The organism is Streptomyces sp. NPDC057099 (assembly GCF_042671245.1).
GTDB lineage: Bacteria > Actinomycetota > Actinomycetes > Streptomycetales > Streptomycetaceae > Streptomyces > Streptomyces purpurascens.
Genome location: NZ_JBHUTX010000013.1, coordinates 133,557 through 154,037, shown reverse-complemented (window position 1 = coordinate 154,037; position 20,481 = coordinate 133,557). Strand labels below are relative to the sequence as shown.

Sequence of the window (20,481 nt, the reverse complement as noted above, 5' to 3'; positions counted from 1 at the left end):
GTTCCTAGCGGCCTCGGTGCGTGACGGCTTCGGGCGAGGACAGCCCGCCGTGCTCGTCGTGATCCAGGATGTCGAGTTCTGTTTCCACTTGCTGCAGGACCGTCCCGGTGCGTTCGAGGGCGATGGTGAAGCGGATGCGGTGGGTGCCGGTGCGATGCGCGGTGAAGGTGAACTCGGCGCCGTGCGCGGCCTGTTCCGAGGGGCGCAGGAGGGAGCTGGCGGGGTCGACGGATGCCGGGGTGAGGGGCGCGGCCGTCACCATCAGCCAGGGCCGGTCCGCCCCTGAGGCTCCCCAGGGGTGGCCGTCCTCGGGGGAGACCCGCAGGAGCAGGCGGGCGGTGGTGTCCTCGGCGGGGGTGTCGTCGAGCAGGGTGACGCGGACGCGGCAGTGGGGGCCGGCGGGGCCGGGCACGTCCAGGAACCAGGGGCCGCTGTGGCGGACGGCGACGGTGTCACGGGCGTGGGAGGGGATGGTGCGGCCTCCCAGCACACCCCCGGCCTCCCAGAACCGCGTGATGTCCCGCATCAGTCTCTGCGGGTCCGGGATCGGGATGTCGCGCGGGAAGGGGGCGAGAAGGGACCCGACCACGCGCGGACCGTCCCCGCGCAGGTGGTCGAGTGTCGCGGCCCGGACGGTGGCCGTCCACACCAGGCCGTACACGTCTCCGAGGGCCCGGAAGCGTTCCTCCGCCGAGTCCAGGAGCGGCAGGTTGAGGCCGCTGGGCCTGCGGCGGGCCACCATCTCCAGCTCGGTCCACGCCGTCCCGAGGGGGCATCCCATCTCCCCGAACCGCGCCCAGACGGGCCCCAGCGACACCAGTACAGAGGCCGAATGGGACTCGTAGCGGGCGGAGGGCAGGAGAACGGTCCGGTGCTCCGCCCAGGCGCTGCCCAGGCCGTCTCCGCACTCCCGGAAGAGCCGCGCGGCATGCGCCAGCGACCCGCGGGCACCGTGGAGGTCCCGTTCCAGATCCGCGACGGCCCGGTACAGGCTCGTCCACGCCGCTCCGCGGACGTCCCCGGCGCGCTGGTGCTGTGCGTGTGCCTGCCGGCCCAGTTCATCGGCGGTCTCCGGCCGGCCGCGCCGCAGCGCGAGCCGGAACCGCCCCGTCATGACCCAGTTCCCACCGCGGGTGTCCGCGACGGACAGCAGCAACGCGTCGGCCTCGTCGAGCAGGCGGCCGGCCTCGGTGTCCCGGCCGCTCAGCAGGCACACCCGGGCACTGTGCAGCAGCGTCCAGCCGAGCCCGCGCCTACACCCCGAGGCCCGGTGCAGGGCGGCCGCCCGCAGAAGCGCCTGCTCGGCCTTCGCCACCTCGCCCTGGTCGCACCGGACGGCCCCGAGGACCAGCAGCGCCCAGGCCGTGTGCCGGTCGTCGGGGCGGGCATCGTTCCCGAGCAGCCCGTCCAGCAGCCTCAGCGCCTCGGTCAGCCGCCCTGACTGATGGCAGAGGGCGGCGGCGTGATGGATGGCGTCCGGGTTGCTCCACTTGTCGGTGTCGTACAGCGCTCCGGCCTGCTCCGGCAGGCCCAGATCGGCGGCGAGCGAGCTGAGCGCCCGGCGTACGGAGAGGATGGGCCACAGCCGGTGCAGCGCCACGAGCCGGTGCGCGTCACCGAGGACGGCCAGCAGCAGGGCCAGGCCGTCCGCGATCGCGTCCTCCTGTCGCCCCCGGTGCGCGCTGTTGGCGAGCAGGGACAGGAACTCGTCCAGGTGGGGGAGGAGTTCCGGCAGGTCGAGTTCCCGAGGGGCGAGTCCTTCGGGTGAAGGGCCGATGTGGTGCTCGGGCAGGGGCCTGCCGTCCAGGGCGACGGCGGCGCCTTGGAGGGAGCGCTCCGCCCACAAGGCCGTGACGATCTCTACCGAGGGCCCCGGCTCCACCGCCCGGACGACGTCCGCCACCGGTTGGGGAACGCAGAAGGTTCCGTCGCTGCTCCACCGCTGTACCAGCTCCTTGGCGAGCAGGCCGCCCAGCACGGAGCGCACGTCGCTCGGGTCGCCGTCCAGCGAGCAGAGCAACTCCGCCGTGCGCTGGGTGAACGGTGCCCCGGAGTTCCGCGCCGCCAGACGTCTCAGCAGCGCCCGCTGATCGGTCGTGCAGTCGTCCAAGGCCAGTCGCACGAGCCGTTGGGGCCCCGACTCGCCCGGTCGCGGCCCCGGTCGCGGCGGCGCCATCCTGTTGGCGATGAAGAAGCCGGCGATCCGGGCGAGCGCGGGCAACCCCTGCGCCGCTCTGACCAGAGCGCCCGGCCAGGACGCGAGCCCGTACCAGGTGTCGCGGCCTCTCCAGGGCGCTCCGGTCGCCATCCGGGCGACGAGATCCATGCTCGCCTCGGGACCCAGGGGATCGACGGCGAGCAGCCGGGCCCCGATGCGCCGCCAGCCGGCCTCCTTCCGTGAGGTGACGAGCACCGCCAGGCCGCGACAGTCACGCAGGAAGGGCAGCATGCCCCGCACCACCGGGGGCGCGGCTCCGTCCAGGACGACGAGGCGGTCGCGAAGCTGCCGGGTGAGTTCGCCGCGCAGGGCGCGCCGGAACGCGCGGTCGTCGCCCAGGGCCGCCCCCACGATGGCGGCGCGTGACCCGCCGCTCTCGCCGAGCAGCCGTAACAGTGTGGGTTCCACGTCCGCGGGAGTGGCGTCGTAGAGGGAGATCCAGTGCGTGCTTACGGCGTGCCGGTGGACGGCCTGGGCGGCCAGGGCGGACTTGCCGACGCCTGCCGGGCCGTGCAGCACCATCAGGGTGGGGAGGCTGCGGCCGGACGGCGGGGGCGGGGCTGTGCGCAGCTCCAGCCACGTCCCGATGCGGCGGATTTCGTCCGCCCGCCCGAAGAATCCCCCGAACGTCGGAGGCGGTGTCGGATCGCGCGGGTCCTGTCCCAATGGCTTCCCCCCCGTCGGCCCGCCTCCATCGGTACTGTCCGTCAACGGTTGCAGTCCCCAGGTCCGGCCGTCAGCGAAACGTCCGACAATGACCCGTAAGGGCCCGCCTCACCCCCGTGCCGCCGAGACCGCCACCCCCATCACCTCCCGCGCATGCCGGCTCGGCGTCATCCCCAGCCCCCACGCCTGCCACCCCGACTCCAGGCTCACGCCCCGTTCCAGCAGCAGCCCCCAGGCGTCGATGTACTCGTCGAGCTTCTCGTCCCGCAGGGGATGGCCCGCGCGGGACAGCTGGGCCAGTTCCTCCTGGGCGACGGCCGTGCCGACCTCCGCGCCGCCCGGGGCCGCGTACGGCAGGAGGGTGCAGCGCAGGAAGCGGGCCCAGTCCTCGCCGCGGCGGTCGCCGTAGGACGTGAAGAGGGCCGTCGCCTCCTCGCAGAGGGCGAGGGCCTGCTGGGTGCGGGCGTTGCCCGCGTCCACGACGGCCAGTTCCAGGCAGGTCCACGCCTCGCCGTGGGCGACGCCGATGCGCTGGAAGTCGGCGCGGGCGTCGACGAGGAGCTGGCGGGCGAAGCCGGAGTTGCGCAGGGAGCCGGTCTGGGCGGCGCGCTGGTCGCGGGTGGCGCGGGCCGAGTGGTGGCGGGCGCAGGCCAGGCCGTAGACGTCGCGCATGCGGGAGAACATCGTGCGGGAGCGTTCGAGTTCGCGGACCGCCTGGTCGAGGTTGCCGGTCTCCTCCAGGGCCTGGCCGAGGTAGTAGAGGGTCCAGGCCTCGCCCCGGGCGTCCTCGTTGTCGCGGTGCCGGGCGGCCGCGCCGCGCAGTTCCTCCACGGCCGGGGACGCGTCGCCGGCGACCAGCAGGGCCCGGGCCAGCTGGGTCAGGGCCCAGGCCTCGCCGCGGGCGTCTCGGGTACGGCCGTAGAGGTCGAGGGCCGCGCGCAGTTCGGACTCGGCGCGCGGGACGTCGCCCATGCGCAGGCCCAGTTGACCGAGCTGGAAGTGGGCCCACGCCTGGCCGTGCACGGACTCGCCGGCGCGGTGCAGGACCAGGGACTCGGTCAGCAGGTCCAGGGCCTCGGCGACCCGGGCGCGGTCCCGCTCCACCGCCGCGAGGGCGTGCATCGTCCACGCCCGGTCCGTCGCCAGCTCGGCGGAGGACTGCAGGGCCAGGGCCTCGCGGAGCTTCGCCGACGCCTCCGTCAGATTGCCCTGGTGGTGCAGGGTGATGCCGAGGGAGCACAGGGCCCGGGCGGCACCGGCGTCGTGGTGGGCCTCCCGGTAGAGGTCGACGACCGAGGCGAGCGTGGTGCGGGCCTTGTCGAGTTCGCCCAGCTGCCGTGCCGCGATGCCGGTGCGCCACTGCACCGAGCGGACGAGCAGTCCCTCGTCCACGGCCTGTGCCAGCTCGCTGATCTCGCCCAGGCGGTAGAGGTCGCCGCGCAGCAGGCAGTAGTCGCACAGGGCGCCCAGGAGGTTCAGGACCGCCGCCTGGTTCACGCCCTCGGCGTGCCGCAGCGCCGCCGTGATGAAGCTCGACTCGTCGTCCAGCCAGCGCAGCGCCTCGTCGAGGGAGGTGAAGCCGTACGGGCTGAAGCGGTTGGTGCGGGTCGACATGTTGCCGTCGACCATGCGCAGCACCGAGTCGGCCAGCTCGGCGTAGTTCACGATCAGCCGTTCCTGCGCCGCCGTGCGCTCGGCGGGTTCCTCCTCGTCGAGGAGGCGGGCCTGGGCGAAGGCGCGGACCAGGTCGTGCAGCCGGTAGCGGTCGCCCCGGACGTGGTCGATCAGGCCCGCGCGGGTCAGGGCCTGGAGATGGCGCTTGGCCTCCGTCTCGTCGGTGGCCAGCAGCGCGGCGGCCGCCGCGGCGCCGAGCGAGGCCCGGCCGGCCAGGGCCAGCCGGCGCAGCAGCCGCCGTACGGTGTCCGACTGGTCGGTGTAGCGCAGCCACAGGGCGCGCTCCACCGGCTCGACCGGGCCGTACGCGCCGAGGTCCGTGGCCAGCGCGCGCGGGGAGCGCGGGCCGAGGCACGACCCCACGATGCGCAGCGCCAGCGGCAGCCCGCCGCACAGCTCCCGGACCTGGTCGGCGGACTCGGCGTCGTACGGCCCGGAACGGTCCTGCGCCGCCGCGCCCAGCAGTTCCTCCGCACCCGCCGCGTCCAGCGGCTCCACCGCCAGCTGATGCACCCGCGCGGGCAGCTCGGCCGGCTCCAGCGGCCCCCGCGCGGTCACCAGCACCAGACTGTCGGACCGCTCCGGGACCAGGGCGCGGATCTGCTCGGCGTCCGAGGCGTCGTCCAGGACGATCGTGACGGGCAGGCCGGTCAGATGCTGGTGGTACAGCTCGCTCAGCCGCTTGACCTGCTGGTCGGGGGAGGAGCGCTCACGGAACAGCAGTTGCTCCCGGGGCGCGCCGAGCCGGTTGAGCAGATGCAGCAGGGCGTCTCGGGTGGACAGCGGTGACCCGGCCGGGCCCTCGGCGCGCAGGTCGACGACGCAGGCGCCGCGGAAGTAGTCCCGCAGCTCGTGTGTGGCCTGCACCGCGAGCGTCGTACGGCCGCTGCCGGGCGTGCCGTGCAGGACGACCACCGTCGGCCGGGTCTCCGTGCTCGCGCGGGCCGCCTGCACCCACTGCCGGATCTGCGCCAGCTCCGGTCGCCGCCCCGCGAACGGCTCCGCCGGATCCGGGAGTTGCGCGAAGGACTGCTCCAGCACATTGCGCCCGCGCGCCGCCGCGCTCTTGTCGGCGCCCCGCAGCCGCGGCCCGGTCTTCTTCGGCCCGGTGGAGGCGGCGAGCACCCGCTGCTGGTCGAGGAACGGCCGGATGCCCCGCACCTCCAGCGCCGTCAGCCACTGCAGCCGCAGCTGTTCGGGACCGCCCGGCTGGCTCACGGCCCCGGCGCGGTGGTGCGCGGCCGGCAGATGGGAGCCGACCACCTTGACGACCGTCGCCGCGGCGCCCACGACCCCGACGGCCACGCCCGCGCCCAGCGCCGTCCCGGTGCTGGTGCCGAGGGACATGTCGGCGACGACGGCCGCGACCGCCGCGACCCCGGCCACCAGCAGCGGAGTCCCGGCGCCCTCCCGGGCGTACCGCTGCCCGAAGGTGAGCTGTCCGGCCGCCGCCTCGTCCAGGGCGCGCGTGTAGGCCTCGTACTCCTCGGCCGCGCTCCGCGCCATCCCGTCGAGTCCCCCGCGTGCCCGCGCGAGCAGCACCTTTCCGTCGCTGCGCCCGCCGGTCCGCCGTACCTCCTCCTCCACGGCCCGTGCCAACAGCCCCTCGGCCTCCGCCCGATGACTGTCCCGCATGTCACGTCCCCCTTCGGCGGCACCGGTGTGCCCCTGCTCATGCCCACGGTCGTTTCTTGGTCAAGTGTGCGGTGGACGGCGCATCGGGGCGAGAGGGCGTGCGTGGCCCGATGGTGTGAAGGGCCGGGCCCGCAGGGGTGCGTGGGCCCGGCGGACGGGCCGGGGCCCGGGGGCGTAGATTGGGTACCGGCCTGCTCTGGCTCAACGGTGCGTCGTATGCGGTCCGTGCGTTGACGTCGTGAAACACAGGGGGTCAGGTGTTCAGCAGGCTGTTCCGGCGTGGGGCGGGGCGTTTCCCGGCGGCTTTCGAGGACCGGCGCAGAGACGCCGAGTTGAGAGCGCACAGCCGTCGGCTGATGCGGGAACTCGCGCCTCCGCTGCCGCTCGGCGTGACCACGCTCTGCGCCTTACTGGCCGAGCAGCGTGGCACCCCCATCAGGCTTCTGAAGTGGGATCTGCCCGCCGACGGCCCCTTCGGGATCCTGCTCTCCCGTCAGGACGAGGACGTCATCGTCTACCAGGCGAAGACCACCAGGGCGCACCAGCAGCACATCATCCTGCACGAGGTCGGCCACATCGTCGCCTACGACCTCGCCGGTGCACGGCCCGAGCAGCCGCAGTGGCGCACTTGCTACTCCGATCGGGACGAGCGGGACGCCGAGATCGTCGCGTCCACGCTCATGCACCAGGCGATGTCGATGCAGCGGCAGGCACAGCGCTACGGTCTGGACGAGCCGTGGCGGCCCTCCGTCCACGGCAGCCTCGTCTTCGAGAACGGGCTGACGTGAACGTCCCTGAAGGTCCCGGAGGCCCTTAAGGGACCAGCACCAGCTTGCCGCGGAAGCCGCCCTGTTCCAGGCGGCGGTGGGCCTCGGCCGCCTCCTCGAAGGGGAGCACGGTGATCCCCTGGTCCGGGACGGTTCCCCGGGCCGCGGCCTCGGCCACGCTCACCAGGTCGTCCCGGTCCAGCTCCACGCCGATCAGGGTGTACGCCACGTCGGGGCGGGAGTCCGGGTCCGGGGCGCTGAACGGGGTGATGGTGAGGAAGGCGCCCCCGGGGCGTACGGCCTCGATCAGGCCGGGTGCGCCGCCGGCGTCGATCACGATGTCGTAGGCCCCGGCCTCGGCCTGCGAGGGGTCGGTGAGCACTACGCCCTCGGCGGGGCGTCCCGCCCGCCGCTCCTGCCACGCGGCCCGGTCGGCGGGCCGGACGAGCAGGTCGGTGCGGGCCGACGCCTCGTCGAGCAGGCGGGCCGCGAGGTGACCGCCGACGCCGCCCTGGGCGCCGATCAGCAGGATCCGCTTGCCGTGGCGCTCCGGGGTCCGGCGCAGCAACTGCACCGCGGTCACGCCCGCCAGGGGCAGCGCGGCGGCGTCCGTGAGCGTCATTCCGTCCGGGACGTGTGCGACGTAGCGCGGATCGAAGGCGACGTACTCGGCCATGCTGCCCACGCCCGTGCCCAGTTGGGCGGTCATCGCCAGGACGCGGTCGCCGGGCCGGAAGGCGGAGCCCTCGGGGGCGTGCTCGACGGTGCCCGCCAGGTCCCAGCCGAGGACGGCGGGCAGGGAGGTGGGTATCTGGCCCGAACGGGTCGCCAGATCCACGGGGTTGACGGCGGTGGCGGCCGTCCTGATCACGACCAGGCTCTCCGCGGCCTCGGGCTCCGGCACGTCCCGGACCTCCAGCACCTCCGGTCCGCCGGTCCGTGACATGCAGACGGCCCTCATACGTCGTCCTCCTCGCTGCCGGACCTCGTGGACTTCGGGTCGTCCAGGACGTCCATGATCGACAAAAGCTGTTCACGCATCTCCGGCGTGAGCCGGCCGGCGCGCATCGCGATCGAGCGCACCTGCCGGTCGGAGAGCGCCTCGGCCCACTCGTCCTTCTCCTCCTGGACGGCGGCGGGCGGCGCGGCCTCGGAGATGAGGGCGCTCACCGACACCGGCAGGGTCATCTCCCGGGACTGGAAGTAGCGCACGATCGCCGAGAGCACACTCACCGTCGGGTTGGTCTGCGAGCCGTTGCGCAACGCCGTCAGATAACTCCGGGAGATGGTGACGTCGTGGCTCGGGTCCTGCGAGATCGCCTGGGCGACCTCGGAGGTTGTCGGTTCACGCAGGCGGCCCACGGCATTGGCCGTGGCGGCATCCGCGAACCAGGCATTCAGGCGTTCTGCCAGCGTGGCCATGCGGGTCGACCTTCCTAAGGCTCCGGCGACTCAGGGGGGCGGAGGCAATGCGTCGGGCGGCTCTGTCCGACGGGTGCGCGCAGCGCGCTCCCCCGTGCGCCGACAACCTCGTCTCCTTGATCACGAGCGTAGCACTGCGGCACCCAGCGGGTCACGCTGCTACTATATTGGACGCAGTGCCGATAAACCTGCCTTCTGTTCAGTGATGTGGCACCAGATCTTCGGAGGGGACATGCATAGCGGTACTCAGTTCACCCAGGGGCTCCGCCTGGCCATGGACGACGGTCCGGCCTGGACGATCGAGGCCGTACGCCAGGTGCGGTACCACGTCGTCAGCTCCGACCACCTCTTCTCGCCGGACAACACCACGCTGCTGACCGGCTGCCCGGACACCCCGCTGCGCGCCGGTGAGCGGCGGCTCGTCGTCATCGACGAGAACGTGGACGCGCTGCACGGCGCGCGGATCCGCGAGTTCTTCGCCTTCCACGGCATCGAGATCACGGTGCTCGCCCTGCGGGCCGACGAGACTGTCAAGCAGTGGGACGCCGTCTCCCGGGTCGTCGACGCGATGAACGACTTCGGCATCGACCGCCGCCGTGAGCCCGTCATCGCCATCGGCGGCGGAGTGCTCACCGACATCGTCGGATTCGCGGCGAGCCTCTACCGGCGGGGCACCCCGTACATCCGTATCCCCACGACGCTGATCGGCCTCGTCGACGCGGGAGTCGGCGTCAAGACCGGGGTCAACTACGACACCGGCAAGAACCGGCTGGGCACGTACGCGGCGGCCACGGCCACCTTCCTGGACCGCTCCTTCCTGAGCAGCCTGGACCTGCGGCACATCAGCAACGGCCTGGCCGAGATACTGAAGATGGCGCTGATCCGCTCCGAGGAGCTGTTCGAGCTGCTGGAGACGCGCGGCCCCGAGGTGCGGGCGGACCGCTTCCAGGGCTCCACCGGCGACCTCGCCCAGGCCGCCGACGCCATCGTCGCCGAGTCCATCCACCTCATGCTCGAGGAACTGCAGCCCAACCTGTGGGAGTCCGCGCTGGAGCGCTGCGTGGACTACGGCCACACCTTCAGCCCGACCATCGAGATGCACGCCCTCCCCGAGCTGCTGCACGGCGAGGCCGTCGTGATCGACATGGCGCTCACCACGGCGCTGAGCGCCCTGCGCGGTGACGTCAGCCAGGCGCAGGCCGACCGGATCTTCTCCGTCATCCAGGCACTCGGGCTGCCGCTGTGGAACGACGTGCTGGACGACCCGAGCCTGCTGGAGGAGGCGCTGCGCGACACGGTGCGCCACCGCGACGGCCACCAGCGGCTGCCGCTGCCGGTCGGCATCGGGCGCCACCGCTTCGTCAACGACGTCGAACCCGCCGAACTGCGCGCGGCGACGGAGCTGTTGCGCCGCCGGGCCCGGGGCGCGGCCACGGGAACGGCACTCGACGCTCCGGCCGAGGCCCTGGTGGGCGCGTGAGCACCCCCGCGCGCATTCCCGAGCGCACCCCCGCGAGCATCCTCGATCGCACCTCTGTGCCCAGGCCCGAACGGGCCGTGGTGATCGGCGGATCGACCGGGATCGGGCGGGGCGTCGCCGACGCCTGGGCCGCGTCCGGCATCGAGACCCATGTCTTCAGCCGCAGCCGGCCCGCCGGTGACGGCGGCGACCGGCTGATCTGGCACCGGCTCGACTTCCGCGACCCGGAGCAGGCCAAGGAGGCGCTGCGTACGGGGATCCCGGAGCGGGTGGACCTGGCCTGCTACTCCGCCGTCTACTTCACCGCCCGGCGCGAGCCGTTCACCCGGGTGAGCGAGGCCGACTGGCTGGACCAGTTCGCGATCAACGTGCACGGCCTGTCCTGGGCGCTGCGCGCGGCGCTCCCGGCGTTGCGCGCGGCCGGCCCCGGCCTGTTCCTGCACATCTCGTCCGAGGTCGTCTACAACGCCGGTCCCAACCGCTCGGGCTACGCCGCCACCAAGGCCGCCGCCGACTCGCTGATCCGGTCGGTCGCCCAGGAGATCGACCCCGCCGAGACGACGTTCGTGCAGGCGCTGCCCGCCGGCATGGTGGACAGCCCCGGTATCAGGGCCCGCCGGTCCGCGGACTTCGACTACAGCGGCTACATGTCCCCGGCCACGTTCGCGCCGCTGGCCGCCGAGCTCGCCCGTACCCGGGGCGTGCCGTACGCCGGTGACGCGCTCGTCGTGCACCAGGACACCACCTGGTCGTCCGTCGCCGAGGACCTTCCGGTGTCCCAGTCGCGTCCGCCCGCCGCCCTTTCCCAGTGACCTTTCCCAGGAGCAACCCTTGCCTCAACTGCACGCGGCAGCACTGCTGTTCGATATGGACGGCACCCTCGTGGACTCGACCGCGCTGGTCGAGGCCACCTGGGCCGGCTTCTGCGAACGGCACCGGCTCGATCTCACGGAGGTGCTGGCCTTCGCCCACGGGCGCCCCACCCGGGAGACCGTGCGCCACTTCCTCCCCGACCCCGGCCGGGCGGCCGAGGAGACCCGGCGCCTCGTCGCGCACGAGGAGTCGGAGACCACCGGCATCACGGAGGTCCCCGGCGCCCGGGCGCTGCTGACCGCGCTGCCGCCGCACGCCTGGGCCGTCGTCACCTCCGCCGGCCGCCGCCTCGCGGAGGTGCGGATGGCGGCGGCGGGGCTTCCGCTGCCCCGGCTCCTGGTGAGCGCCGACGACGTGACCCACGGCAAGCCGGACCCCGAGGGCTATCTGCGTGCCGCCGCCGCGCTCGGCTGCGCGCCGGAGGACGCCGTCGTCGTCGAGGACTCCGGCGCCGGAGTGCGTGCCGGACTCGCCGGCTGCGGGCACACCGTGGTCATCGGCGGCCTCGACGCCTACGACGACGTGGCCCCGCGCTGGGCCGACTTCCGCGGATTCCGTGTCGCCGCGCCGGAGCCGGGGCGGGCCGGGGTGACCCTGGACGTACCCGAGCCGGTCGCTGCGGGGGCGGTGGTGGGGCTGTGAGCCGGGGTGTCATGCCGCTCGAGGGTGTTGCCGTGGGGCGGGGTGCCTCTGAGGGCCGGCGGGCCAGCCCCACGGCACCGGCCGCCACCTTCGCGGCGGACATCGGTGGCACCTGGGTGCGGATGCGCGTCGGTGGGGCTGACGCGCCGGTGGAGCGGGTGCCCTCGCCGAGCCGTCTGCGCCATCCGGACCGTTCCACCGCCCGGCTGCGGGCGGACATGGTGGAGCTGCTCGGCGACCGGGTTCCGGCCGGTGCCCGTGCCGCCCTGTCCTTCGGCGCGGCCATCGACCATCTGACCGGGACCGTCTACGGATCGGCCCCGCTGTGGGGGGACGAGGCCGCCCCGTACGATCTCGCCGCCGATCTGCGAAGGCGCCGGCCCGACGTCACCTGGCACCTCGTCAACGACGTCACCGCCGCGCTGCTGGACTTCGCCGCCGTGCACGCCCGGCCCGGTACCCGCCGGGTCGCCTATCTGACCGTCAGCAGCGGCATCGCGTTGCGCATCGCGGACCTGGAGCGGACCAGGATCCCCGTCGACGCCTGGGGACTGCAGGGAGAGGTCGGCCATCTGCCGGTCCCGCTCACCGACCCCGGCGCGGACGTCCTCGCGGGGCTGTCCTGCGAGTGCGGCCAGACGGACCATCTCGCCTCGGTCGCCTCCGGGCCGGGCCTCGTCCGCGCGGCCCGGCGGCTCGGACTTCCCGCCGCCCCGCAGGTCGCCGACTGGCTCCCAGGCGCCCTCGCGTCGGACGACCCCGGCGCCCGCCGGCTGCTGGAGCTGTGCGTCGCCCCGGTCGCCCAGCTGCTGCGCACCCTGTGGTGCCTCGACCCGCACCTCGACCTGATCGGGATCGGCGGGGGAGTGGCCGAGGGACTCGCCGCCCCCTACGCGGCCGAGATCCGCCGCCGCCTCACCACCGCCACCTCCTACGCCGACCGGGGGCGCGACGACGCCTGGCTCGACGACCGGCTCGTGTTCTGCGAACCAGGGCAGGTGGACCCGCTGCGCGGAGTACGACGCGTCGGCGACTGGATACCGGGGGTCAGTCGATGAGCGCCGCGGGCGAGACGATGAGCGTCGTAGGTCGGCCGGTCACCGGTGCGACCCACCGCGCCCTGGTCCGCCGGACGGCAGACCGTTCGGGCCGCACCCTGGTCGACGTCGCCGAGGTGCGCACACCGCGCCTCGACCCGGGCGACATGCTGCTGGCACCGACGACCGTGGGCATCTGCGGCACCGACTGGCAGATCCTGCGCGGCCTGCGTGACGACCCCAGCCCCGTCCTCGGACACGAGGGCGTCGCGTATGTGGTCGAGCCGGGGGAGTCCGGGCTGCCGGCCGGCACGCCGGTCACCGTGAACCCCACGCATCCGCACGACGCGTCCTTCCTGCTCGGCCATAACCTCCCCGGCCTGTGGGCGGAGCGCACCCGCATCCCCGCCACGGCCGTACGCGCCGGACTGGTCGTCCCGGTGCCCGCCGACGCCGCGCGACCGCGCGTGGCCGCGCTCGCGGAACCGCTCGCCTCCGCCCTGTACGGCGCCCGCATCGCACGCCACACCCTGACCCCGGCGGCCCTGGTCGTCTGGGGAGACGGCATCGTAGGTCGCCTCGCACGCGACCTGTGGCTGACGGAGCGGCCCGGGTTGCACACCCTGCTCGTGGGGCACGGCGACGACGCCACCGACCCGCGCGCCGCCGGTCTTCCCGGGCTGCTCGCCGGCCTGCCCTCGCCGGTCGTCGCCGTGATCGCCACACCGCGCACCGGCACCCGCGAGGCACTGACCACCCTGGACCGGTACGTACCGGGCACGCTCCTGGTCGACCTGCACGCCGGGGTGCCCTCGGGGCCGGTCCCGCTGACCGCCGGCGACATCGACGCCGCCGCGATCCGCGCGGCCAACTGCGGCGGCACGCCCTGGCCTCCGAAGGTCGAGGAGTTCACCCGCCCGCACGGCAGGCTCCTGCTCTGCGGCCACCGGGGAGTCTCCGGTGACCATCTGCGGCAGGCGGTCGACCTGCTGCGCACCACCCCGGCCCTCGGCGAGGAGGCGCTCACCCACCAGGTCGGCCTGGAGGAGGCCGCAGATCTCGTCAACACCGTGCTGACCTCTTCCACGCGCAGGGCCGGCGGGCGCCGGGTGCTCAAGGCCGCCGTGCGTATCGGGAGCAAGTCATGACCGCGTCGATCGCCGTCGCCGCGCCGCAGTGGCGGATCGGCACCGACCGCCGGGCGGCGGCCCGGGCCGCTGTCGCGGCGGGGGCCGACCAACTGCACCTGGACTACGGCGGCGCCCACCGCGGGCCGCCGCTGAGCGACCCCATCGCGCTGCGGGCGGCCGAGGCGGCCGCCGGGGAGATCCCGGTGCCCGTGCTCGCCGTCAACCACCTCAACGACATCGGCCTGGCGCGGGAGGACGGCACCCCCGACCCGGCGGCCGTCGACCTCCTGCTGCGGGCCCTGGACTGCGCACGACGGCTCGGTGTCGCCGTACTGCACGTGCCCGGGTTCCGACGGAGCCTGCCGGTCACCGCCTCCCTGCGCGCCGGGACGGCCGAGGCGCTGCGCGGCCTGTGCGAGCGGCTGGCCAGGGCGGACCTGCTGGTCGCCTACGAGTCGCCGCTCGGCCCGCACGACTCCCTGGAGCTCGCCCGGGCGGTGGACCATCCGGCCCTGCGCCTGGTCCTGGACACCGGCAACCTGCTCGACGCGGGGCATCGGCCGCTCGCCTTCGCCGAACTGGTCGGGGGAGCCGGGCTGCTGCTGCCGGACCCGCACATCAAGGACGGCTCCCGTACGCCCTTCCCCACCGCCGGCCTCCCGGCCCTGCTGCGCCGCTCCGGCGCCCGCTCGGTGCTGGTGGAGAACGACTACCGGGACGCCCCGGACCGTCTGCGCGAGGACATCGCACTGTGCCGCCGCGCGGCCGAAACCCGTCACCCGAAGGACGCACCATGAAAGCCATCCGGCTCATCGCCCCCCGCACCCTGTCGGTCACCGACACCGCACCGCCCGAACCCGGCCCCGGCGAAGTCCTCGTCAGGGTGGGCCTGCTCGGGCTGTGCGGCACCGACCTCGGCTTCTTCGACGGCAGCAGCAACTACCTGCGGGACGGGCTGAAGAGCTACCCCTTCGTCCTCGGCCACGAGTGGATCGGCACCGTCGTGGAGACCGGCCCGGGAACTGACCCGGAACTGCTCGGCCGACGCGTGTCGGGCCACAACTTCCGCGGCTGCGGCACGTGCGCACACTGCCGCGCCGGACGCGTCCGCTCCTGCCCGGACCGCAGCGAGATCGGTGTGCTCGGCCCCCGCCCGGGCGCCGGCGCGCAGCTGATCACCGTGCCGGTGGACACCCTCACCCGGATTCCGGACGCCCTGTCCGACGCGGCGGGTGCCCTGCTGGAGCCGACCGCCGCCGCGGTGCACGCCGTGGACCGGCTCGCCGTGACCGCCTCCGACCGGGTCGCGGTGCTGGGCGCGGGCACGCTCGGACTCGCCGCGGCGCAGACGGCCCGCGCGAGCGGCGCGGACACCGTCGTCCTCGACCCGCAGCCCGCCGCCCGGGAGCTGGCGGCCGAGCTGGGCCTGCGCGCCCAGGCCGGCCCGGGCGCGGCGGACGAGGAGGCCTACGACGCCGTGATCGAGGCGTCGGGCAACGAGGCGGCGGTCCGCTCCGCCGTCCGCCTGGTCGCGGCGGGCGGACGCATCGCCCAGCTGGGCACCCCCCACCACGCCGTGGACGGATTCGACGCGGCGGGCCTGGTGATCCGGGACGTGACGCTGCACGGCGTACTGTCCGGCATCGGCTACTGGGACCGGCTCGTCGGCCTCGTCGAGTCGGGCGCGGTGAACCTGGACGCCCTCGTCGACCGGGTCTTCCCGCTGGACGAACTGGACGCCGCCTTCGCCCGTCTCACCGACGGGAACCGGAGCCGCCCCAAGGTCCTCGTCCGGCTCGGCCCGGCGCTCGGCGCATCCGACGACCCGGCGTCCGCCGTATGAGCGGCACGGAAGTGGCCCGGGAAAAGGAACGGGAAAGGGAACGGGAACGGGAAAGGGAACGGATCGACGCGCCGACCGCCGCGCGGCTGGCCGTCCTGGCGAGCGCCACCTTCGTCTACGTCACCTTCGAGGTCTTCCCGGTCGGGCTCATCGCGGACATCGCCCGCAGCCTGGACGTCTCGGCCGGCCGGGTGGGGCTGCTGATCAGCGGGTACGCCGTGGTCGCCGCGATCGTCACCGTGCCGACGGTCGCGCTGGCCTCCCGTGTCTCCCGGGGCACCGCGCTGGTGGTCTCCCTGCTCGTCCTCGTCGCCGCCGAACTGCTCGCGGCAGCCGCGACCAGCTTCTCCATGATGGTGGTCAGCCGGGTCGCCGCCGCCCTGACGCACGGGGTGCTGTGGTCGCTCATCGCCCCGGCCGCGGCCACGCTGGTGCCGCGGTCGCGGGTGGGCACCGCCACCGCGGCGGTGTTCGGCGGGTCCACGCTCGCCGCGATCGCCGGCAGCCCGGGGACCACGCTCATCGGCGAGCTGATCGGCTGGCGTGCCACGGCCCTGGTCCTCGCGGCGGCGACCGTGGCCGTGACCGTCGGACTGGTGTGGGCCCTCCGGCCGCGCGACGCCGCGCGGCAGGAGACCGGGCAACCGCAGGGGACGACCGCCCCGGAGACCGCGCGAGGGGCCGTGCACTGGCCGCGCGTACTGACCTTGTGCGCCGTGGCGGTGGTGCTCATCACGGCGCACTTCCTGAGCTACACCTACTTCGCCGTTCTCGTCGCCGACATCACCGGCACCTCCGGCGCCGTGGTCGCGCTGCTCGCGGTCTTCGGGCTCGCCGGGGCCGTGGGCACGTATCTGGCGGGCCGGAACAACGACACGGCTCCGCAGCGGACGGCGGTCGTGACCATCGGGGTGTTCGCCGCGGGCGTCGCCCTGCTGGCGCTGTCACCGGCCCTGGGCTCCGCCGCCGTGCGCGGCGCGGCGGCCGCTGCCGCCGTCGCCCTGTGGGGCGGCGCGTTCGCCGCGGCCGGACCCGTCTTCCAGACGGGCGTGATGCGCCTGGCCGGCCAGGACGCCGACCGGGCCTCCTCGGTCTACGTCACCGGCTTTCAGATCGGGATCGCGGGCGGCTCGGCGCTGGGCGCAGCGCTGCTCGGCCACTCCTCGCTCTGGCTGCCCGTCACCTCGACCGCGCTCGTGGCGGCGGTGCTGCTGGCGGTCCTGGTACTGCGCCCGGTGCCCGCTGCCGAAGCACCGACGCACTCCTGAAAATCAACTTGCTTATATAGTGGCAGCTAAGCTTTTATAGAGTCGGTTCCAGTCCCGATCCCTCTCCCCCCACGCAGGAAGGCAATGAGATGCCCCAGACGTCCGTCGACAGCGCGACCGTGCACTACCGCACCGAGGGCCAGGGCCCCGGTCTGCTCCTGGTGCACGGCACCGGCGCCACCGGCGAGACCAACTACGGTCACCTGGTGGAGGAGTTCACCGACCGGCGCACCGTGATCCTCCCCGACTACGCGGGCAGCGGCGGGACCGTCGACGACGGCAGCCCGCTGTCGCTGGAGCGGCTCGCCGACCAGGTGCTCGGCGCCGCCGACGAGGCGACCGACGAGCCCGTCGACGTCGTGGGCTTCTCGCTCGGCGCGCTCATCGCCGTGATGGCCGCGGCCCGCCGCCCCGAGCGGGTCCGCCGGCTGGTGCTGGTGGCCGGCTGGGCGCGCAACGACGACCTGCGCAAGCGCCTGGGCTTCACCGTCTGGCGCCGGCTGGCCGACCTCAGCCCGGAGCTGTACTCGCACTACATCAGCCTGCTGCTCTTCACCCCGGGCTTCCTGGCGAACCTGGACGAGGAGGGGTTCGACGCGGCCGTGGGCGGCGCCGAGGTCAACGAGGGCACGCTGCGGCAGATCGAGCTCGGCCTGGACGCCGACATCCGGGAGCTGCTGCCGAAGATCGGCGTCCCCACGCTGGTGGTCGGCTGCCGTCACGACCAGCTCGTGCCCGTCGACCACTCCCGCGAGCTGCACGAGTCGATCCCGGGCAGTGACTACCTGGAGATCGAGAGCGGCCACCTGGTGCCGGCCGAGGCGCCGGAGGAACTGGTGAACGCCATCCGCAAGTTCCTGGACTGACCCGGACGCCACGGACCCCTCGGGGCGGCCGGCCGACGCCTTCCGCCCCACCGCCCGCCCCACCCGGGGCCCGCCCTCACCGGCTCTCCCTTTTCTCACCCTGGTCCAGCCCGGCCGGCCACCTCCCACCCTCGCCGGCCCCTCTCGGCTGAACCGCCCTTCTCGGCTGAACCGCCCCGCTAGGCCCGGCCCTGCTAGGCCCGGACCCGCTCGGCCGAACGCTCACCGCCTGCCCTTCCCGGCTAAACCGCCCCGGCGCGCCCTGCCCATCCGGCCCCGACCCCGGCAGGCCCCCTCGCCCCGCGCCCCTCGCGCCCCCTCGGGCCGTGGCCCCGGCGCGCCCTGACCCGCCCTCAGCCGCCCGGGCCGCCCCAGGTCACCGTCACCGCTCCGCCCGCGGCCCCGCCCCAACAGCACTGCCCGCCAGCCCATCCCGTCAAAGAAAGCCCGCCCATGGCCACACCCCAGACCGCCCCGACCGAACTCATACCGCCGTCGCCTCCGGAACTCAGACGCGAAGAACCCACGGCCGCAGAACCCACGGCCGCAGAACCCACGGCCGCACCCCGTGTCGGCGGCCCGGCGGTCCGGCTGCCCTCCCTGACCGGCATGCGGTTCCCGGCTGCCCTGCTCGTCTTCCTGTTCCACCTCTCCCTGCCCGCCCACTGGCTCATGGCCGGCGACGCGAACGGCACCCTCTTCGCCCGCCTGGTCGAGCAGGCCGGCGGCCTGGGCGTCACGTTCTTCTTCCTCCTCAGCGGTTTCGTCCTCGCCTGGTCCGCCCGCGACGGGGACCCGCGGACCTCGTTCTGGCGCCGGCGGTACGTCAAGATCGTGCCCAACTACGTCGTCGCCTGGGCGCTCGCGATGCTGCTGATCGCGGCCGGTACGGCCCCGTGGCAGTCGGCGGCCACCTTCTTCATGCTCCAGTCCTGGGTACCGGACTACGCCACCAACTTCGCCGTGAACTCCCCGGGCTGGTCGCTGTCCACCGAGGTCTTCTTCTACCTCTGCTTCCCGCCCCTGTTCGCCGGAGTCCGGCGGATCGCCCCGCAGCGGCTGAAGTTCTGGATCGCGGGTGTCATCGCCGCCGTGTGCGCCACGCCCTGGCTGGCCACCACCTTCATCCCGCCCGGCGACGTCTACATGTCGAACGAACCCGGCGTCTCCGGCCTCCACCTCTGGTTCGCCTACGTCTTCCCGCCCGCCCGGCTGCTCGACTTCCTGCTCGGCATCCTGGTCGCCCGCGCCGTCATGCTGGGCCGCTGGCGCGACATCGGCCTCGTTCCCTCCGGCCTGCTGCTTGCGGCGAGCTACGTGATCGCCGAACTCCCGGGCGTGCCGTACCTGTTCGCCCAGCGCGCGGTGTGCCTCGTACCGTGCGCCCTGCTGATCGCCGCCGGAGCGCTGGCGGACGCGTCGGGCCGGCCCACCCCCTTCCGGCATCGCGCGATGGTCTGGCTCGGCGAGGTCTCCTTCGCCTTCTACCTGCTCCACTTCATCGTGCTCTCCGAGGCGCGCGACCTCTTCGGCGCCCGCCTGGAGTCCGGCTGGGCCGTGACCGCCTTCGTCGTCGCCGAGTGCGCCGTGTCGGTCCTGGTCTCCTGGGCGATGTACGCCTGGGTCGAGAAGCCGCTGGTACGCCGCTGGGCCCGCCCGCGGGCCAAGGCCCCCGCCGCCGCGGTCGCCTGACCGGCGACGCCCCGGGCCCGGCGGCCGCCCGCTGTCCCTCCCGCACGACTCGAAGGTGCACACACTCATGCCGTTCCGACTCGCCGCCCTGATCCTCGCGATCTTCTGTGTCGGCACCGCGGAGCTGTCACCCAGCGGCATGCTGGACGATCTCTCCGCCGATCTCACCGTGAGCCTGGCCATGGCCGGCCTGCTGGTGACCGCCTACGCGTTGACGATGGTCGTCGGCGGCCCGCTGGTCACCGCGCTCACCACACGCGTACGCCGCAAGACGCTGCTGGTGGGCCTGCTGGCCGTCTTCGTCCTGGGCAACGTCGTCTGCGCCCTGGCGCCGGGCTTCGGCGTGCTGATGGCCGGCCGGGTACTGACCGCGGTCGTGCACGGCACCTTCATGGCGGTGTGCGTCGTCACCGCGGGCGCCATGGTGGGGGAGGGCAAGGGCGGCGCCGCCGTCGCCGCCACCCAGCTAGGGATCAACCTCGCCACCGTCCTCGGCGTCCCCATGGGTTCCTTCCTCGCCCAGCACTACGACTGGCGGGCCCCGTTCGGCATCGTCGCGGCGCTGGCCTCGGTGGCCATCGTGCTCGTCCTCCTCTGGGTGCCCGACACCCCCCGCCCGACCGTGTCGGCGGCTCATGAGGCGCGGGTGTTCCGCCGTCCGGCCGTCTGGGGCACGGTGGGCGCCACCGTGCTGTGCTCCGGCGGCATGTTCACCCTGATCACCTACATGGTGCCGCTGCTGACCGGCGTGGGCCATCTCTCCCGGCAGTGGGTGCCCGCCGTGCTCCTCGCCTACGGAGTGGGCTCCATCGTGGGCAATCTGCTCGGCGGGCGGTACGCGGACCACGGCGTAGACCGGGCCGTGGGACGGCTGTCCTGGGCGCTGGTGGCCGTCTGCCTGCTCGCCTGGCTCCTCGCCCCGCACCCGGCCGGCGGCGCGCTCGCCCTCGTACTGTTCTCGCTCGCCACCTTCGCCCTGATCCCCGGCCTCCAGGCCAAGGTGCTGGCCGAGGCGGCCGACGCGCCCACGCTGTCCCTGACCGCCAACATGTCCGCCTTCGGGCTCGGCGCCGCGCTCGGTTCGTGGATCGGCGGTCTCCTCATCGACTCCGGCCTCGGCACCCGTGCCGTGCCCCTCGGCGCCGCCGCGCTCACCGCCGCGGGCGCGCTGCTCGTGCTCGGCCTGGCCCGTGCGGCCCGCCGCGCCCCGGCCGACCGCACGCCGGACCCCCTCCCTCTCGCCGTCCCTACCCCCAAGAGGTGACCCG

16 protein-coding genes are annotated in these 20,481 nt (G+C 74.0%); 12 read left to right on the top strand and 4 right to left on the bottom strand.

The window, feature by feature from the left end; genetic code table 11:
- Window positions 1-4: 4 nt before the first annotated feature.
- Window positions 5-2,884, bottom strand: coding sequence for a hypothetical protein (locus ACFT4A_RS19390; RefSeq protein ID WP_382831752.1), 2,880 nt, complete (start codon window positions 2,882-2,884; stop codon window positions 5-7).
- A gap of 108 nt (window positions 2,885-2,992) precedes the next feature.
- Window positions 2,993-6,193, bottom strand: coding sequence for a tetratricopeptide repeat protein (locus tag ACFT4A_RS19385; protein ID WP_382831750.1), 3,201 nt, complete (start codon window positions 6,191-6,193; stop codon window positions 2,993-2,995).
- A gap of 257 nt (window positions 6,194-6,450) precedes the next feature.
- Between ACFT4A_RS19385 and ACFT4A_RS19380 the strand changes: the two genes are divergently transcribed.
- Window positions 6,451-6,981 (top strand): hypothetical protein, encoded by a 531-nt coding sequence (locus tag ACFT4A_RS19380; RefSeq protein ID WP_382831748.1) that lies wholly within the window; start codon window positions 6,451-6,453, stop codon window positions 6,979-6,981.
- A gap of 25 nt (window positions 6,982-7,006) precedes the next feature.
- On the opposite strand, the gene ACFT4A_RS19375 is transcribed toward ACFT4A_RS19380, so the two are convergent.
- Window positions 7,007-7,921 carry an NADP-dependent oxidoreductase gene (locus ACFT4A_RS19375; RefSeq protein WP_382831745.1) on the bottom strand — a complete coding sequence of 305 codons (915 nt, stop codon included), beginning with the start codon at window positions 7,919-7,921 and terminating at the stop codon, window positions 7,007-7,009.
- Window positions 7,918-8,382: a hypothetical protein gene (locus tag ACFT4A_RS19370; RefSeq protein ID WP_382831743.1), complete on the bottom strand. Its 465-nt coding sequence runs from the start codon at window positions 8,380-8,382 to the stop codon at window positions 7,918-7,920. Before ACFT4A_RS19370 ends, ACFT4A_RS19375 begins: the two co-directional genes overlap by 4 nt.
- Before the next feature lie 232 nt (window positions 8,383-8,614).
- Between ACFT4A_RS19370 and ACFT4A_RS19365 the strand changes: the two genes are divergently transcribed.
- From ACFT4A_RS19365 to ACFT4A_RS19315, 11 genes are all read left to right on the top strand, one after another.
- Window positions 8,615-9,862 carry a sedoheptulose 7-phosphate cyclase gene (locus ACFT4A_RS19365; RefSeq protein WP_382831740.1) on the top strand — a complete coding sequence of 416 codons (1,248 nt, stop codon included), beginning with the start codon at window positions 8,615-8,617 and terminating at the stop codon, window positions 9,860-9,862.
- The gene (locus ACFT4A_RS19360; protein WP_382831738.1) at window positions 9,859-10,674 is read left to right on the top strand and encodes an SDR family NAD(P)-dependent oxidoreductase; all 816 of its coding nucleotides are present in this window, start codon (window positions 9,859-9,861) and stop codon (window positions 10,672-10,674) included. Before ACFT4A_RS19365 ends, ACFT4A_RS19360 begins: the two co-directional genes overlap by 4 nt.
- 19 nt (window positions 10,675-10,693) lie before the next feature.
- Window positions 10,694-11,377: an HAD-IA family hydrolase gene (locus ACFT4A_RS19355; protein WP_382831735.1), complete on the top strand. Its 684-nt coding sequence runs from the start codon at window positions 10,694-10,696 to the stop codon at window positions 11,375-11,377.
- Window positions 11,378-11,388: 11 nt separating this feature from the next.
- Entirely contained in the window at window positions 11,389-12,435 is a 1,047-nt protein-coding gene (locus tag ACFT4A_RS19350; protein WP_382831732.1) for an ROK family protein, read from the top strand.
- Window positions 12,432-13,562, top strand: a complete 1,131-nt coding sequence (locus tag ACFT4A_RS19345; protein WP_382831730.1) for an alcohol dehydrogenase catalytic domain-containing protein — start codon at window positions 12,432-12,434, stop codon at window positions 13,560-13,562. Before ACFT4A_RS19350 ends, ACFT4A_RS19345 begins: the two co-directional genes overlap by 4 nt.
- A complete protein-coding gene (locus tag ACFT4A_RS19340; RefSeq protein WP_382831728.1) occupies window positions 13,559-14,341 on the top strand; it encodes a sugar phosphate isomerase/epimerase family protein in 783 nt (260 codons plus the stop codon). Before ACFT4A_RS19345 ends, ACFT4A_RS19340 begins: the two co-directional genes overlap by 4 nt.
- On the top strand, window positions 14,338-15,387 hold the full coding sequence (locus tag ACFT4A_RS19335; protein WP_382831725.1) for a zinc-binding dehydrogenase: 1,050 nt from the start codon (window positions 14,338-14,340) through the stop codon (window positions 15,385-15,387). Before ACFT4A_RS19340 ends, ACFT4A_RS19335 begins: the two co-directional genes overlap by 4 nt.
- Complete coding sequence (locus ACFT4A_RS19330; protein WP_382831723.1) at window positions 15,384-16,655, top strand: MFS transporter; 1,272 nt, start codon at window positions 15,384-15,386, stop codon at window positions 16,653-16,655. Before ACFT4A_RS19335 ends, ACFT4A_RS19330 begins: the two co-directional genes overlap by 4 nt.
- Window positions 16,656-16,744: 89 nt before the next feature.
- Window positions 16,745-17,521: an alpha/beta fold hydrolase gene (locus tag ACFT4A_RS19325; RefSeq protein WP_382831720.1), complete on the top strand. Its 777-nt coding sequence runs from the start codon at window positions 16,745-16,747 to the stop codon at window positions 17,519-17,521.
- 453 nt (window positions 17,522-17,974) lie between these two features.
- Window positions 17,975-19,213 (top strand): acyltransferase family protein, encoded by a 1,239-nt coding sequence (locus ACFT4A_RS19320; RefSeq protein ID WP_382831717.1) that lies wholly within the window; start codon window positions 17,975-17,977, stop codon window positions 19,211-19,213.
- A 67-nt stretch (window positions 19,214-19,280) separates the two neighbouring features.
- Window positions 19,281-20,477 (top strand): MFS transporter, encoded by a 1,197-nt coding sequence (locus ACFT4A_RS19315; RefSeq protein ID WP_382831714.1) that lies wholly within the window; start codon window positions 19,281-19,283, stop codon window positions 20,475-20,477.
- Window positions 20,478-20,481: the final 4 nt, after the last annotated feature.